This is a genomic window from Flavobacterium sp. GL_143, assembly GCF_057834355.1.
On the sequence record NZ_CM174401.1, the window covers coordinates 1,679,460 to 1,694,524 of the forward strand.

Consider the following 15,065-nt stretch of genomic DNA (forward strand, 5'->3'; position numbering starts at 1 on the left):
TACTAGGGTTTATGAGTTTTAGGCATAAACCCTAGTTCTTAAAAAAGTGAAGTATTAACGAATTAATAAAAACTAATTATGTTAAAAAATATTTTAAACTTAGAAGGGGCTCATCAATTAACCAAAAATGAGCAAAAGAGTATTCATGGAGGTATAGCCTGTACTAAAGGAAGAATATGTCCAACAGGAACATATTGTGTTGTCTCAGGCGAATTTGAGGGACTTTGTAGAAAAAATTAGTAAATATTTATTCAACATTAAAAAAACGATACTTATGTTAAAGAATATTTTAAAATTAGAAGGAGTTCAAGAATTGAACATAACAGAGCAGAAAATAATCAAAGGTGGTACAGAGAAACCTAAAGAGGGATGTGCTGTAGATTTTTGTTTAAATATTTTCGGTGTTTGTGTTCGTTGTGAGCCTTAATGAAAATTAATTTTTAAAAACAATACTTATGTTAAAGAATATATTAAATATTGAAGGTGCTCAAAATTTAAGCAAAAGCGAACAAAAAATGCTTGTTGGAGGAGGTAAAATCCCGCCAGGAAACTGTAAATGTTTTTGCTATAATGGAGGTCCTGTAAAAATAAGTTCTTCTTGCTTTTCTTATTGTGCTGATGGTACAATACCAGGATTAGAAGAAGGAAGTACTGGGAATTGTACATTTCCTGGAGGTGGAGCTTAATTAATTAATTTTTAAAACTTTATATCATGTTAAAAAACATTTCAAATTTAGAAGGTGCTCAAAAATTAACTAAAAATGAGCAAAAAAGTATTAAAGGTGGTTTAAGAGATTGTATTGATCCTAACACAAATCAATGTAAGTATTATAGCTTATCATGTGCTAGTCCATGTCGTCCAGGGATAGAGCCTTAATAATGTAATATTAATTAAGTTTTTGTTAGTCCGTAAAACGACTAACAAGAATTTAATGTTTTAATTGTTTTTTGTGTAACTAATAAAACTAAATATCATGTTAAAAAAGATTTTAAATTTAGAAGGTGCTGAACAATTAACAAAGAACCAACAAAAAAGCATCAAAGGTGGTTTGGAGTATTGTCGTGATTGGAATACGGGTCTCTGTAAGTACTATAAGATAACCTGCGCTAGTCCATGTAATGTACAGCCGTAGGTTTTAAATAAAATTATAATTTGTTAAGTGTTAGTAAGGTTGTTCATTAAGATGATAAAGAGGAGGTGGTTCCTCTTTATTATTTTATATTCGAATATGAAATAATTAGAGTATATTGTCCTTGTAAAACAAGATTTAAAATTGAAAAAATTCCCCAATTATAAACAAGCAGATTTTAAGGACTGCGGTCCTACCTGCTTAAAGATTATTGCAAAGCATTATGGTAAGTCCATAAATATTCAAGAACTACGTGATTACAGTGAGACCACACGTGAAGGAAGTAATTTGTTGTTCTTAAGTGATGCTGCGGAAAAAATAGGTTTTCGAACCTTAGGAGTTAAACTTAATGTACAGAGTCTGGAAGAAGCTCCTTTGCCTTGTGTCTTACATTGGAATAAAGAACACTATGTTGTGCTTTATAAAATTAAGAGAGGTATCTATTATATTTCTGATCCAGCTTTTGGATTGATAGAATATAATCAGAAAGACTTTATTAAGTTTTGGATAGGAAATAATGCCGATGATTCTACTCAGGAAGGAATTGCATTATTGTTAGAAGCCACTCCAAGATTCTTTCAGTCCGAGTTTGATAAAGAAGATAAAAAAGGCTTAGGATTTGGGCTATTATCGCAATATGTCTTGCGATATAAATCATTCCTAATCCAGTTAAGTATAAGTTTACTGGCGAGTAGTTTACTACAGCTTATCTTTCCGTTTCTTACCCAGAGTATTGTCGATGTAGGGATACAAAATCAAAACATTCATTTTATTTATTTAATTCTGTTTGCGCAATTATTTCTTTTTGCAGGAAGAACAGGGTTAGAACTTATCAGGAGTTGGATATTATTGCATTTATCTACCAGAATTAATATCTCTTTAATTTCAGATTTCTTCATCAAATTAATGAATTTACCAATTTCATTTTTTGATGTCCGAATGACGGGAGATATTATGCAACGTATAAACGACCATCGTCGTATAGAGAGAATCCTTACTACATCATCATTAAATGTATTGTTTTCGGTCATTAATATGATAATTATGGGAGGTGTTCTAGCCTATTATAATCTTCAGATATTTTTAGTGTTTTTTGCAGGAAGTATTCTGTACTTCGGATGGATAACCTTATTCTTAAAACGAAGAGAAGAACTCGATTATAAGCGATTTTCGGAAGTTAGTCAGGAGCAAAGCAAGGTTATGGAGCTTATAAACGGAATGCAGGAAATAAAACTGCACAATGCCGAAAAGCAAAAAAGATGGGGTTGGGAGTATGTTCAGGCAAGATTATTCAGGGTTTCTATAAAAGGATTAGTCTTAGAGCAAACCCAAACAATAGGTTCATCTGTAATTAATGAATTAAAGAATATTTTTATAATTTTCCTTTCGGCAAAATTGGTAATCGATGGTCAGATCACACTTGGGATGATGCTTGCTATAAGTTCTATCGTTGGGAGTTTAAATGGACCAATTACACAACTTATAGAGTTTGTAAGAGAAGTACAAGATGCCAAAATATCGTTGGCAAGACTATCCGAAATTCATGATAAAGAAGATGAGGTACAGCAAGAAGTACATCAAACCCAAGATATTCCTCAGGATAGCGATATAATCATCAAAGATTTATCGTATCGTTATTTAGGTTCGGATATTCCTGTTTTAGATGATTTAAATTTGATAATTCCTGCACACAAAGTAACTGCCATTGTAGGCGTTAGCGGAAGCGGAAAAACCACTTTAATGAAGTTATTACTAAAATTCTATGAGCCAAATAATGGAGAAATTAATTTAGGAAATACACAACTTAAAAATATTTCGCAAAAAGCATGGCGTAATAACATCGGAGCAGTTATGCAAGAAGGATTTATTTTTAGTGATACAATTGCTAATAATATAGCTATTGGGGTCGATAAAATAGATAAAGAACGATTGGTTTACGCTGCAGATGTGGCCAACATAAAAGAATATATCTCTAGTTTGCCACTTGGTTATAATACCAAGATAGGATCAGAAGGAGTTGGTATGAGTACAGGACAAAAACAACGATTATTAATTGCGAGAGCAGTTTATAAAAATCCCGAAATGTTATTTTTTGATGAAGCAACTTCAGCATTAGATGCAAATAATGAAAAATCAATTATGGGGAAATTAGATATCTTCTTTAAGGATAAAACAGTTGTAGTAATTGCACACCGATTAAGTACAGTGATGAACGCAGATCAAATAGTTGTTTTAGACAAAGGAAAGATTATCGAAATAGGAAGTCACTCAGCATTAGTAGAACAAAAAGGGAATTATTTTGAATTGGTTCGTAATCAATTGCAATTAGGAAATTAAAACATGGCAGAAGACAATACAAAATTTGAATTAAGAAGCGAAGAAGTACAAGATATCCTTACAAGAGTGCCACATTGGATGATACGATGGGGAACGGTTTTAATCTTTGCAATAATATGCATGCTGTTTTTTGTTTCCTGGTTTCTTAAATATCCAGATGTTGTGAGTACAGAAATAAGTATTACAACGTCTATTCCTCCTGAGAAATTAGTAGCAAAAACTACTGGAAGAATCGAAGCAATTTTGGTAAAAGATAAAGCAAAAGTATCAAAAAATACACCGCTTGCAATTATCGAAAATTCAGCTAATTATAAAGATGTCTTTGTTTTAAAAAACACAGTAGACAATTTTAATATAAATGACAGAAATAAAGAATTTCCATTTGCTTCCCTAAACAATATGCAGTTTGGAGAGATGGAAAATGCTTATGGAGTATTTCAGAAGGACTATGCAGCATGGAAACTTAATGAAAACCTACAACCTTTTCAGGTAGAAAATAATGCTCAAAAATCAGAACATACCCAGATAAAAGAGCGATTGGCTATTTTGCAGCAGCAAAAAAGCATCAACGAAAGCGAATTACAACTTCAAAAAAATGATGTTAATCGTTTCGAAGCTTTATATGCAAAAGGGGTTATTTCTACACAAGACTTAGAAAATAAAAAGTTGAGTTATCTTCAGGCTGATAAGAATTATAAAGGATTGCTTTCATCAATATCGCAGTTAAAATCATCCCTTATAGAAAACTCCAGATCTAGTCAAGGTACTAAAATAAGCGGAACGAAAGAAGAAGTGAATTTAGAGCGCAACTTAATGCAATCTTTTTATCAGTTAAAAAAAGGGATTAAAGATTGGGAATTAGCTTACACATTAAGATCCTCAATTCCGGGTATAGTTACTTTTTTGCAAGTATGGACAGAGAGCCAAACAATTACTTCGGGAGAGAATGTTTTTTCGATTATTCCAGATACTGAAAAAGGATATATTGGCAAAGCCAAAGCAAAGGCTCAGAATTCAGGAAAAATTAAACTAGGACAACAAGTTAATATTCGATTGTTTAATTTCCCAGACAGAGAGTTTGGTGTAATTAGAGGCAAGGTCGAAAATATTTCGCTTATTCCAGATAAAGATGGGAATCTATTGCTAGATATATCGCTACCTAAAGGATTGGAAACATCGTATAAAAAGAAAATTCCTTTTCAACAAGAGATGAAAGGTAGTGCAGAAATTGTTACCGAAGATTTACGATTACTCGAAAGAATACTATATCAGTTTAAGAGCCTTTTTAGACAGAATTAAGATTTTATGTCTTACAATCGTTGTGTATTCTCGCTATATTTTTGAATCAGTCAAATCCTAGGTTATAAATTTAACAAAATTGATCTTTAATGTTTATTGTTTTTGATTATCTGTTTGTTTTTTAATAGCCTATGTTTTTATCTTTAATGTTATGCTTAGAAATTACGATGTAGTTTTTAAACTATTTTATCAAAGATGATTTTCTATTAAAAACGAGGTGTTTGCTGGTTTTATAATAGATTCAAAATATTCTTGCGTGAGATTAGACATAAGACTCAAATGTCTTTAAACGATTGGGTTATTAACGAAACTATAAAATTTTAAATTATGTTAAAAAACATTTTAAACTTGGGAGGTGCCAAAAAATTAACCAAAAACGAACAAAAATCAATTAACGGAGGTGGGGCTAAATTTAGTCCGGAAACAGGATGGTGTTTTAGTAATTATAGTTCTTGCGATGATACTTATCCGAAAAGCTATGCCGGTGGTTGGTGTTGTGAAAGATAGTTTTTAAAATATATTAGAGAGGAAGTTCGCTTTCTCTCTGTGTTATTTTACAATTAAGATAATTCTTTTCTACACTTTTTAACATAGCAATCTTTCGTTAGCTCGTTATATTCGAGAATAAAAAGGTGTAGTTACTTCCTATAATTTATTCCTCAATAGAGATACCATTAGCTTTTAATTTGAATTAAAAGCCAATGGTATTTACTTTAAATATATTATGTTTCTCCCTCTTATAAACCAGTTAAGTTTCTGGTTATAAATTTAACAAAATAGACGCTCAATGTTTATTGTTTTTTATTATCTATCTGTATTTTAATTGGTTATGTTTTATCTTTAATGTTCTGCTTAAAAATTACTATGTGGTTTTTAAACTATTTCATCAAATGTGATTTTCTATTAAAAAACAAAGGCATCAGCTGGTTTTGTAATAGAATTAAAATATTCTTACGCGAGATTAGACAGAAAGTTCAACTGTCTTTAAACGATTGAGCTATTAACAAAACCATAAAAAACAAATCATGTTAAAGAACATTTTAAATTTAGAGGGTGCCAGAAAACTAACCAAAAGCGAACAAAAATTAATTAGTGCAGGAGAATGGAGATATTCTGAAGCAACGGGTTATTGTGTTTATCCACTTCCTGTTTGTAGCGGTGCGCTTTATTCAAAACAATATCCGGGTAACTGGTGTTGCGAAAAATAATTTTTAAAACATACCAGAGAGAAAGTCCGCTTTCTCTCTGTGTATTTTTATAATTGAGTTACTTCTTTTAGCCGGTTTTAAAGTTTATATTTTTTAGATAGAGATCTTTCATCAACTCGATATATCCGATGACGAGACCTCATAATTACTTCTTTTAATTACTTCTTCAATAACGATTATTCATTTTTAACTAGATTCAAATCGATGACATTTCTTTTAAAAGGACTGTTGAAATTTTCATGCGTTTTTGCTTCTATTGTGTCAGTTTAATCTTGGGTTATAAATGTAACAAAATAGGTTCTCAATGTTTGTTGTTTTTGTGTATATATCTATTGTTTAATTAGTTGAGTTCTTATCTTTAATATTGTGCTTAAAAATTCACATGTAGTTTTTAAGCTATTTTATCATCGACAAATTTCTATTAAAATACTAGTTATATGCTAGATTCTTTAATAGACTTAAAAATATTCTTGCGTGAGATTAGACAGAAAGTTCAAATGTCTTTAAAAGATTGAGCTATTAACGAAACCATAAAAAAACAAATCATGTTAAAAAACATTTTAAACGTAGAAGGTGCTCAAAAATTAACAAAAAGCGAACAAAAACTAATTAACGGTGGAGCAGTAGGAGATTGGACATATTCCGAACAAACAGGTTATTGCGTTTATTCTGTAGAAGCTTGCGGCTTTGGAGTTTATCCAAAAAGATATCCTGGAAACTGGTGTTGCCAAAAATAATATCTTAAAACAAGTTAGAGAGAAAGTTCGCTTTCTCTCTTTGTAAGTTTTTTAAAACCTACATTTTTAAATAGAAATCCTTGGTCAATTCGATATATTCGGGAGTATAAACATGTCTTTCAGTTTCGATAATTAATTCATCGATAGAAATGTCTGTGTTTTCAGTGCGATTAAAGGCTAATAAACTGCGTTTAATATCGCTTACAGGTGTTCCTTTTACTCGAGTGATTTTAAAAGGATATAACTCAAATTCTTTGGCTAGAGTAATAAATTTCTCTTCTTCTTTAAATGGAATAATTACTGAGAAGATTCCGTTTTCCGAAAGCAATAGATCAGCCGCTTCAACTAAATCTTCAAAAGGCATTGCGTCTTGAAAACGTGCTAAATCTCTTTGATCGTTATCAGTTTTGTAATCTTCGCTGTAAAAAGGAGGGTTTGATACAATGATGTCATATTCGTCTTCTGGTTCTTCCATGAACTCGTCTAATCCTGCATGATAACAAAATAAACGGTCATTCCAAGGAGCGTTTTCAAAATTATCTACAGCTTGTTCATACGCAGCTTCATCTATCTCTAAAGCGTCGATTTGTTCTGCTGAGGTTCTTTGTGCTAGCATCAAGGCAATAAGTCCAGTTCCAGCTCCAACATCTAAAATGCTAAAAGGATTATTGGTTATAGGAGTCCATGCGCCTAATAAAACACCATCAGTACCAACTTTCATAGCAGTTTTATCTTGTAGAATAGAGAATTGTTTGAATTTAAACATAAAAAAGAAATTCCAATTTTTTTAAATTCCAAATTTCAATTAGAAAGGAGGGAATTCTAAAAAAAGAAATTCCAAATTCCAATTGCAAAAAGGAGTAAAACTATACGAGTTTTGAGTTGCAAAAGTAAGATTAAAATCTCAATAATTATTTTGAAGTTTTGGTGATTATTGCAGATAAAATTTTTCGTAATTCTTCTACTTCGAATAATAAAGAATTTGAAAGTGTTCTTTGATCGGGATTTGATTCATGTAATAGGCGTAACCAGAATTTAGATTCTTTAGCTTCTTTTCGAGAGATTTTAAGTCTAAATATTAAATCTTTATCCCCAAGTTTTTCATTTGCTTCAATATAATTTGCTCCTACAGAACCAGAAGATCTAACTAATTGTTTTCCGTCTTCTATGTTTGATGTTGTTTTAGGTAAAGTTCTAACATATGTTCTACATTCATTTGCAAACAAAAAAGTTCGTTCTTCTAAATCGTAAGGTTTGTTTATCATAATACTCCAATTTTTAAATTCTAATAAAGATGGCACAATTATTTTATAAAAATAAGTTTTTTCTTTCAAATTTAAAATTTAGAAAAAATATTCTTCAAAAGGTGAGATTTGGAATTTCAGTTTTGGAATTTTCCTTTCCAGTATTGGGATTTGGGATTTGAAAAATTGGAATTTCCCTTCCTAGTTTGGAATTTGGAATTTCAGATTTGGAATTTTCCTTTCCAGTATTGGAATTTGGAATTTTTCTTCCTAGTTTGGAATTTGGAATTTCAGATTTGGAATTTTCCTTTTCAGTATTGGAATTTCTAATCTAAAGGTACATTTCAACCAAGCCTTCAGGTAAATTCATGATAACTTTTTTGTTATCACGGTCAATTTTTACTAAGAAATGGTCAATCATAGGGATTAACATTTCTACTTCGCCATTAATAACTTCAAAAAGAGGTTGGGCAGTAGAGTCATTTACAGAAACTATTTTTCCGAAAACGCCTAAGCGTTGGTCTTCTATTTCGAAACCGATAACTTCGTGAAAATAAAATTTGTTACCAGTAAGTTTAGGTAACATGCTTAAAGGAAGATAAATGGCGTTACCCATAATGGCATCGGCATCTTCCTCAGTAGTCATATCTTCAAAACGAATTCTTAAGAAATCGTTTTTGTGTATTGAGCTACTTTCAATAAAAAAAGGAACCAAGTGTTTGTCGCATTCGACAAACACTGATTCCAAGTTTTCGTATAACTCAGGTTCGTCCGTGTCTAAATAAGCCAGAACTTCACCTTTGAAACTAAATTTTTTCGCGATTTTACCTAAATAAAAACATTCTTCTTTACGCATTCTCGCTTAATATAATTATGCTTCAGTTGTTTCGTTATTTTCTTCAACAGCTGGAGCTTCTTCAGTTGATGCTTCAACTTCAGCAACTTCTTCTACAGCAGGAGTAGCAGCAGCGATAGCGTCAGCTTCAGCTTTTGCAGCAGCAGCTAAACGTTTTGCGTTTACTTCTTGTTCAGCTTTAAAAGCTTTAGATTTAGCATCAGCTTGCGCTTTAGTTAAACCATCTTTCTTAGCGTCAACTTTTCCAGCTTTTGCTTCTAACCAAGCAGCTAATTTTGCATCAGCTTGTTCTTGAGTTAAAGCACCTTTGCGAATACCACCTTCAAGGTGATGTTTCAACAAAGCTCCTTTGTAAGAAAGAATTGCTTTAGCAGTATCAGTTGGTTGTGCACCATTGTGTAACCATTTAACTGCACTATCAAGGTTTAAGTCGATAGTTGCTGGGTTTGTGTTTGGATTGTAAGTACCGATTTTCTCTAAGTATTTACCGTCTCTTTTTGAGCGTGCATCTGCAGCTACAACCCAGTAAAAAGGTTTTCCTTTTTTACCGTGTCTTTGTAATCTAATTTTTACTGACATAATCGTTTGATTAAATTTTGAGGTACTCGACCTCTATTAATTAAGGGTGCAAAGATATAATTTTATTCTGAATTACAATTTCTATTTTTCAATTTAATGTTTAAGCCCTTATTTGCTAGTTTTTTATGGTTCTTTTAAGAGATAGATCTAATTATTTTGTTTTTTAATTGATAATTTTGCCAAAATTTAATTTGAATATGAAAAAGTGGTTTTTTCTATTGCCTCTACTTTTATTGGTTTTTGCTTGTGACAAAGAAGAAGTGGTGTCGAGTAGTCCTGCCTTTCAGTTCTTGAAAAATGATGTTTTTTGGAGAACTACAACTTATAGTGCTACTATTGATAAGGACGGAAAACTTGTAATTACTGGAGGTTTGAATGATGAAAAAGTCGTATTACAAACAGCTTCGGTAAATGTTAAAACATATGTTTTGGGAGTCGATGATGTTTCTACTGCTATATATATTAATTCATTACCAAGGCAAGAAACTTTGTATAAAACAGGTAAAGGAATAGGAAGTGGTCAGATTATTATAACAGAGTATAATAAGGATACAAATACAGTTTCGGGCACATTTGCATTTATTGCTCCAGATAATGAAGATGTTGCGTCGGTCGAAAAAGCTGTCCGCTTTAAAGAAGGAGTTTTTTATAAAGTGCCAATTACGTTGGTTAACACATCGGAATAGAAAATTTTAGAGAAAGAAAAAAAAATCTATTTGCGACTCTTCTTACTTTTTTTTATTGATAATAAAAACATAAATAAGCTAATTTATAGTAGATTAGAAAAAAATAAGATTACATTTGTTGCATATTAAAATAAGTACATATGAATATTTTTGTTGGAAGCCTTCCATTCAGTATTGAGGAAGCAGATTTAAGAGAGTCTTTCGAGGCTTACGGAGCAGTTGATTCAGTTAAAATCATTACTGATAAATTTACTGGAAGAAGTAAAGGTTTCGGTTTTGTTGAAATGACAAATGATGATGAGGCTCAAAAAGCGATTGACGAATTGAACGGAGCTACTGTTCAAGGACGTGCAATTGTTGTAAACAAATCTGAGCCAAAACCAGAAGGCGAAAGAAGAAGTTTTAATAACAACCGTGGAGGAAATGATTCTCGTGGTGGTTATGGTGGTGGAAACAGCCGTGGTGGAGACAACCGTGGAGGTGGAAACAGAGGAGGATATTAATATTTTTTTCTACAATATAAAAAAAGGTGTCAATTTATTGACACCTTTTTTGTTTGTATATGTTTTGTTGCGGAGACGCATATTGTAGAGACGCACCGCAGTGCGTCTAATATTTTTTATAAATTAGCAACCAACCAATCACCAACTTCGCTGGTTTTGTATGCTTTGGTTCCTTTTGGAGCTAAATCTTCAGTGACAATTCCTTGCTCTAATGATTTGTTTACAACAGCTCTAATTGCTTCGGCTTCCTCTTTTAGTCCAAAAGCATCTTCAAACATCATTGCAGCAGATAAAATAGTTGCTAATGGATTTGCAATATTTAATCCTGTTGCTTGCGGATAAGACCCGTGAATAGGTTCATATAATGAAGTGTGTTCTCCAACAGATGCAGAAGGCATTAATCCCATTGAGCCAGAAATTACCGAAGCTTCATCGGTTAAGATATCTCCAAATAGATTTTCAGTGATCAATACATCGTAAGAGTTTGGCCATTGTACCAATCGCATCGCAACAGCATCTACAAACTCATAAGAAACAGTTACTTCAGGATAATCTTTTTCCATTGCCTGAACCGTTTCTCTCCATAAACGTGAAGTTTCCAAAACGTTTGCTTTATCAACGCAACATAATTTTTTGCTACGTGTCATTGCGAGTTCAAAACCTTTTTTAGCTAAACGTTGTACTTCAGCTCTTGTGTAAACACAATTGTCAAAAGCAGTTTCTCCATTGTCTCTTCTTCCTTTTTCTCCAAAGTAAATTCCACCGGTTAATTCTCTTAAGAAAACCAAATCAGTTCCTTCGATTCTTTCTCTTTTTAAAGGAGAATTATCTATTAATGAAGGGAAAGTAAATGTAGGGCGTACGTTTGCAAATAAGCCTAATTTTTTACGCATTAATAATAAACCTTGTTCAGGTCGAACAGGCGCACTTGGATCATTATCGTATTTTGGATGACCGATTGCGCCAAATAAAACGGCATCGGCAGCCATACAAATTTCATGAGTTTCATCAGGATAAGGAACTCCAACTGCATCAATAGCGCAAGCTCCTGTAAGAGCAGGTGTCCAGTTAATTTCGTGATTGAATTTTTTTGCAATAGCATCAGATACTTTTACGGCTTCATTAATTACCTCAGGACCAATTCCGTCTCCTGCTAAAAGGGCGATGTTAAATTTCATTTTTTTTAAGTTTCTAAGTTCTTGAGTTTCTAAGTTTTTTTTCTTAACTGATCAGAATTTTAATTTATAATTGTTTGTTAGGTTTAAAGTGGCCAAGATTCAAAGGCTCAAAGTTTAAAGCAACAAAGAAAAAACCTTTGCACCTTTGTTGCTCTGAGCCTTTGTACCTATATTAAGGAATCACATTCAACATTTTTTGTGTGGCAATAATTGCGGCAACTGTCTGATCAGAATCTAGTCCTCTTGTTTTAAATTCTTTTCCGTTATTAATCCAAGTAATAATAGTCTCGCATAAAGCGTCAGAACTACTTCCTGGAGGGATTCGAACTGCATAATCAATTAACTTTGGTAAAGTCATTTTTTTGCTTTTGTAGATTTTGGTCAATGCATTCATAAAAGCATCAAACTGACCATCTCCTTGTGCATGTTCTTCTATGATTTCTCCGTCAAGATTTAAGCTTAATGTTGATGATGGACGTGTCCCTTTTGAATGCATTAATACGTAAGACTGTATTGTAATTTTATCTTGATATGTATGACTGTTTAAAACGTCAGAAATGATGTATGGTAAATCTTCTTTGGTAACGGTTTCTTTTTTGTCGCCTAATTCGATAATACGTTGAGTAACCAATTTTAAATCCTCTTGATTTAGTTTTAATCCTAATTCCTGAAGATTCTTTTCAATGTTGGCTTTTCCAGAGGTTTTCCCGAGAGCGTATTTGCGTTTTCTTCCAAAACGTTCTGGAAGTAAATCACTAAAATATAAGTTGTTTTTATTGTCACCATCGGCATGAATTCCTGCAGTTTGGGTGAAAACATTATCTCCAACAATTGGTTTGTTGGCAGGAATTCTGTAGCCAGTAAAGGTTTCTACCAATTTACTCACCGAGTATAAAGAAGTTTCCTTGATATTAATACTTACTTCTGGTAAATAATCATTGATTACGGCAACAGTACTTTCGAGAGGTGCATTTCCTGCACGTTCCCCCATTCCGTTTACAGTAACATGAAGACCTTTAATGCCTGCTTTTACTGCTTCCATAACATTGGCTACACTTAAATCGTAATCATTATGTGCATGAAAATCAAAATGGATACTTGGATATTTTGCAGTGATTTTTGAAATAAATTCGAAAGTTTGAGCAGGAATCAATACACCTAAAGTATCAGGAAGCAAAATTCTTTTGATGGGTTGTGTTGCTAAAAAAGCCAGAAAATCAAAAACATATTCGGGAGAATTTCGCATTCCGTTGCTCCAATCTTCCAAATATACATTTGTTTCGATGTCGTTTTCTTTTGCTAAAGCAATACTTGTTGCAATTTCGGCAAAATGTTGTTCTGGTGTTTTTTTTAACTGATGTATAAGATGGTTCATCGAACCTTTGGTTAATAAGTTCTGAACTTTAGCTCCAGCTTTTTTCATCCATTCGATAGAAACGCCACCATCTACAAAAGATAATACTTCAATTCTTTTAATGTAACCTCTTTCTTCTGCCCAAGATGTTATACTTTTTACTGCCTGAAATTCTCCTTCGCTTACGCGAGCAGAGGCAATTTCTATTCGATCAATATTTAATTCTTCTAATAGTAATTGTGCAATGGTTAGTTTTTCTGCTGCAGAAAAAGATACTCCCGATGTTTGTTCGCCATCCCGGAGCGTCGTGTCCATTATTTCAATTTTTCTTTTTTCCATATTGATTTCTGTATTTCTTTTAAAGTGAAATTATAGTTGTTGTTATAATTTTCCTCTCACTTCATTTAACTTCATTGTCATTGAAATAGCTGAATTTTCGATCCAGTTATTGTATTCTTCGATTGTTTTTAATCTTAATTCGTTATCTAAATAATCTTCCTCAACCATTTGACTGGAACCTGCAACTTTAGACCAAATCCCTATTTTTGATTTAAAATCAGAATCTTCATTATGATAAGCTTCGTCTGAATTTATTTTCTCGATAGAATGAAAACCTGCTTCTTTTAATAATTGAGGTAGATCTTCGCCTATCTTATTATTCATTCCGGCATCTGCCCGCCATTTCAAAAAAGTTTTATAAAATTCCTGAATGCTTTCCGGTGGTAATGGATTCCAGATTAAATTAGTGTGATCATAATCCAGAATTGATATTTGACCGTTTGGCTTTAATAATGATTTCATTTTTATTAAAGCTTCTTTAGGATTGCTTAACCATTGTAATGTTCTGGCAGAAACGATTAAATCAAATTTTGTGTCTGGATTGTATTCAAATAAATCAACCGCAATTAATTCTAGATTAGAGACTGATTGATAAGATTCTTTGCCGCTTTTTATGAAAATTTCTGTATTGTCAATTGCAATAACCTTTCCGTTAGGGCCAATAGTATTTGCAATGTCTTTTGAAATTGAACCTGTTCCGCACCCAATATCTAAAATTGTCATTCCGGGTTTTAAAATCTGAATCAGATTTCGATAATCTTTTGATAAACTTCTATCGTCAAATATTTTTGTCGCGTTTTCGTCCCTTTTAATATGTTTATTGCCTTTCATTTACAATAGGATTATTTTTAAAACTTATTTCGATGTTGGATTATTTTCTGAAATATTTTTTCGGTCGATTTAATTTAGAAAGACCCGACAGGTTTCGAAAACCTGTCGGGTCTAGTAGATCGAACGAGATTTTATTAATAAGGAAGTTTATCGGCAAAAGTCACAATATCTTCTTTGATGTTTTGTAAATAATCAATGTCATCAAAGCCATTAATCATATTATTCTTTTTGTATCCATTAATTGCAAAAGATTCTGATTGACCAGTTGCTAATAATGTAATAGTTTGATTTGGTAAGTTGATTTCTAATTCCGTTTTTGGATCAGCTTCAATTGCTTTAAAAATAGTATCAGCAAATTCAGGGCTAACTTGTACAGGAAGAACTCCAATATTTAAGCAGTTTCCCTTAAAGATATCTGCAAAGAAACTAGATACTACAGCTCTAAATCCATAATCGTAAACTGCCCAAGCAGCATGTTCTCTAGAAGATCCTGAACCAAAGTTTTTTCCTCCAACTAAGATTTTTCCGCTATAAGTAGAGTCATTTAAAACGAAATCAGCTTTTGGAGAATCATCACCATTATATCTCCAATCTCTAAAAAGATTGTCTCCAAAACCTTCACGTTTTGTAGCTTTTAAGAAACGAGCCGGGATGATTTGATCTGTATCTACGTTTTCTATCGGTAGCGGCACTGCACTACTAGTAAGTATATTAAATTTATCGTATGCCATTTTGATATCTGCTTTAGGCTGTAGGCTATAAGCTTTAGGCTTTTCCTACAGGG

General features: G+C 32.4%; 19 protein-coding genes. 11 read left to right on the top strand and 8 right to left on the bottom strand.

The genetic code is table 11. The features are described from left to right. Window positions 1-78 precede the first annotated feature (78 nt). The 9 genes from AC3IPI_RS07225 to AC3IPI_RS07265 all read left to right on the top strand — a co-directional run bounded on the left by AC3IPI_RS07225 (window position 79) and on the right by AC3IPI_RS07265 (window position 6,711). The gene (locus AC3IPI_RS07225) at window positions 79-240 is read left to right on the top strand and encodes a hypothetical protein (RefSeq protein WP_489158097.1); all 162 of its coding nucleotides are present in this window, start codon (window positions 79-81) and stop codon (window positions 238-240) included. 34 nt (window positions 241-274) lie between these two features. Beyond that, window positions 275-427, top strand: a complete 153-nt coding sequence (locus AC3IPI_RS07230; RefSeq protein WP_165572108.1) for a hypothetical protein — start codon at window positions 275-277, stop codon at window positions 425-427. A gap of 28 nt (window positions 428-455) precedes the next feature. Further along, entirely contained in the window at window positions 456-686 is a 231-nt protein-coding gene (locus tag AC3IPI_RS07235; protein ID WP_489158099.1) for a hypothetical protein, read from the top strand. 26 nt (window positions 687-712) lie between these two features. Continuing rightward, window positions 713-877, top strand: a complete 165-nt coding sequence (locus AC3IPI_RS07240; RefSeq protein WP_323490247.1) for a hypothetical protein — start codon at window positions 713-715, stop codon at window positions 875-877. Between the two features lie 397 nt (window positions 878-1,274). After that, entirely contained in the window at window positions 1,275-3,467 is a 2,193-nt protein-coding gene (locus AC3IPI_RS07245) for a peptidase domain-containing ABC transporter (protein WP_039116973.1), read from the top strand. A 3-nt stretch (window positions 3,468-3,470) separates the two neighbouring features. Further along, window positions 3,471-4,766: an HlyD family secretion protein gene (locus AC3IPI_RS07250; protein WP_039116972.1), complete on the top strand. Its 1,296-nt coding sequence runs from the start codon at window positions 3,471-3,473 to the stop codon at window positions 4,764-4,766. A 327-nt stretch (window positions 4,767-5,093) separates the two neighbouring features. Then, window positions 5,094-5,273, top strand: coding sequence for a hypothetical protein (locus AC3IPI_RS07255; protein WP_039113796.1), 180 nt, complete (start codon window positions 5,094-5,096; stop codon window positions 5,271-5,273). A gap of 518 nt (window positions 5,274-5,791) precedes the next feature. Continuing rightward, window positions 5,792-5,974, top strand: coding sequence for a hypothetical protein (locus AC3IPI_RS07260; RefSeq protein WP_035621975.1), 183 nt, complete (start codon window positions 5,792-5,794; stop codon window positions 5,972-5,974). Between the two features lie 545 nt (window positions 5,975-6,519). Then, entirely contained in the window at window positions 6,520-6,711 is a 192-nt protein-coding gene (locus tag AC3IPI_RS07265; RefSeq protein WP_039116971.1) for a hypothetical protein, read from the top strand. 58 nt (window positions 6,712-6,769) lie between these two features. Here AC3IPI_RS07265 and AC3IPI_RS07270 read toward each other — a convergent pair whose 3' ends face one another. The 4 genes from AC3IPI_RS07270 to AC3IPI_RS07285 form a co-directional block, all read right to left on the bottom strand. Next, on the bottom strand, window positions 6,770-7,477 hold the full coding sequence (locus tag AC3IPI_RS07270; protein ID WP_039113799.1) for a tRNA1(Val) (adenine(37)-N6)-methyltransferase: 708 nt from the start codon (window positions 7,475-7,477) through the stop codon (window positions 6,770-6,772). Between the two features lie 145 nt (window positions 7,478-7,622). Beyond that, window positions 7,623-8,045, bottom strand: coding sequence for a four helix bundle protein (locus AC3IPI_RS07275; RefSeq protein WP_489158104.1), 423 nt, complete (start codon window positions 8,043-8,045; stop codon window positions 7,623-7,625). Between the two features lie 241 nt (window positions 8,046-8,286). After that, window positions 8,287-8,811 carry a ribosome maturation factor RimM gene (gene rimM, locus AC3IPI_RS07280; RefSeq protein WP_039113800.1) on the bottom strand — a complete coding sequence of 175 codons (525 nt, stop codon included), beginning with the start codon at window positions 8,809-8,811 and terminating at the stop codon, window positions 8,287-8,289. A gap of 15 nt (window positions 8,812-8,826) precedes the next feature. After that, window positions 8,827-9,390 (bottom strand): 30S ribosomal protein S16, encoded by a 564-nt coding sequence (locus AC3IPI_RS07285; RefSeq protein ID WP_489158107.1) that lies wholly within the window; start codon window positions 9,388-9,390, stop codon window positions 8,827-8,829. A gap of 197 nt (window positions 9,391-9,587) precedes the next feature. On the opposite strand from AC3IPI_RS07285, the gene AC3IPI_RS07290 reads away from it, so the two are divergent. Then, window positions 9,588-10,076: a DUF6252 domain-containing protein gene (locus AC3IPI_RS07290; protein ID WP_489158109.1), complete on the top strand. Its 489-nt coding sequence runs from the start codon at window positions 9,588-9,590 to the stop codon at window positions 10,074-10,076. 140 nt (window positions 10,077-10,216) lie between these two features. Beyond that, window positions 10,217-10,579, top strand: a complete 363-nt coding sequence (gene rbp, locus AC3IPI_RS07295; protein ID WP_039113804.1) for an RNA-binding regulator — start codon at window positions 10,217-10,219, stop codon at window positions 10,577-10,579. A gap of 116 nt (window positions 10,580-10,695) precedes the next feature. On the opposite strand, the gene leuB is transcribed toward rbp, so the two are convergent. The 4 genes from leuB to leuD form a co-directional block, all read right to left on the bottom strand. Further along, a complete protein-coding gene (gene leuB, locus AC3IPI_RS07300; RefSeq protein WP_039113805.1) occupies window positions 10,696-11,757 on the bottom strand; it encodes a 3-isopropylmalate dehydrogenase in 1,062 nt (353 codons plus the stop codon). A 172-nt stretch (window positions 11,758-11,929) separates the two neighbouring features. Next, complete coding sequence (locus tag AC3IPI_RS07305) at window positions 11,930-13,450, bottom strand: alpha-isopropylmalate synthase regulatory domain-containing protein (RefSeq protein WP_039116817.1); 1,521 nt, start codon at window positions 13,448-13,450, stop codon at window positions 11,930-11,932. Window positions 13,451-13,492: 42 nt separating this feature from the next. Next, on the bottom strand, window positions 13,493-14,281 hold the full coding sequence (locus AC3IPI_RS07310) for a methyltransferase domain-containing protein (RefSeq protein WP_489158112.1): 789 nt from the start codon (window positions 14,279-14,281) through the stop codon (window positions 13,493-13,495). 134 nt (window positions 14,282-14,415) lie between these two features. Continuing rightward, a complete protein-coding gene (gene leuD, locus AC3IPI_RS07315) occupies window positions 14,416-15,012 on the bottom strand; it encodes a 3-isopropylmalate dehydratase small subunit (protein ID WP_073394664.1) in 597 nt (198 codons plus the stop codon). Window positions 15,013-15,065: the final 53 nt, after the last annotated feature.

Excerpts from the sequence above, each read along its gene's own strand:
- AC3IPI_RS07265 (WP_039116971.1), top strand. The coding sequence starts at position 6,520 with ATGTTAAAAAACATTTTAAACGTAGAAGGTGCTCAAAAATTAACAAAA.
- AC3IPI_RS07255 (WP_039113796.1), top strand. The coding sequence starts at position 5,094 with ATGTTAAAAAACATTTTAAACTTGGGAGGTGCCAAAAAATTAACCAAA.
- AC3IPI_RS07310 (WP_489158112.1), bottom strand. The coding sequence starts at position 14,281 with ATGAAAGGCAATAAACATATTAAAAGGGACGAAAACGCGACAAAAATA.
- AC3IPI_RS07260 (WP_035621975.1), top strand. The coding sequence starts at position 5,792 with ATGTTAAAGAACATTTTAAATTTAGAGGGTGCCAGAAAACTAACCAAA.
- leuD (WP_073394664.1), bottom strand. The coding sequence starts at position 15,012 with ATGGCATACGATAAATTTAATATACTTACTAGTAGTGCAGTGCCGCTA.
- AC3IPI_RS07270 (WP_039113799.1), bottom strand. The coding sequence starts at position 7,477 with ATGTTTAAATTCAAACAATTCTCTATTCTACAAGATAAAACTGCTATG.
- leuB (WP_039113805.1), bottom strand. The coding sequence starts at position 11,757 with ATGAAATTTAACATCGCCCTTTTAGCAGGAGACGGAATTGGTCCTGAG.
- AC3IPI_RS07240 (WP_323490247.1), top strand. The coding sequence starts at position 713 with ATGTTAAAAAACATTTCAAATTTAGAAGGTGCTCAAAAATTAACTAAA.
- AC3IPI_RS07230 (WP_165572108.1), top strand. The coding sequence starts at position 275 with ATGTTAAAGAATATTTTAAAATTAGAAGGAGTTCAAGAATTGAACATA.
- AC3IPI_RS07225 (WP_489158097.1), top strand. The coding sequence starts at position 79 with ATGTTAAAAAATATTTTAAACTTAGAAGGGGCTCATCAATTAACCAAA.
- rbp (WP_039113804.1), top strand. The coding sequence starts at position 10,217 with ATGAATATTTTTGTTGGAAGCCTTCCATTCAGTATTGAGGAAGCAGAT.
- AC3IPI_RS07235 (WP_489158099.1), top strand. The coding sequence starts at position 456 with ATGTTAAAGAATATATTAAATATTGAAGGTGCTCAAAATTTAAGCAAA.
- AC3IPI_RS07305 (WP_039116817.1), bottom strand. The coding sequence starts at position 13,450 with ATGGAAAAAAGAAAAATTGAAATAATGGACACGACGCTCCGGGATGGC.
- AC3IPI_RS07250 (WP_039116972.1), top strand. The coding sequence starts at position 3,471 with ATGGCAGAAGACAATACAAAATTTGAATTAAGAAGCGAAGAAGTACAA.
- AC3IPI_RS07285 (WP_489158107.1), bottom strand. The coding sequence starts at position 9,390 with ATGTCAGTAAAAATTAGATTACAAAGACACGGTAAAAAAGGAAAACCT.
- rimM (WP_039113800.1), bottom strand. The coding sequence starts at position 8,811 with ATGCGTAAAGAAGAATGTTTTTATTTAGGTAAAATCGCGAAAAAATTT.
- AC3IPI_RS07290 (WP_489158109.1), top strand. The coding sequence starts at position 9,588 with ATGAAAAAGTGGTTTTTTCTATTGCCTCTACTTTTATTGGTTTTTGCT.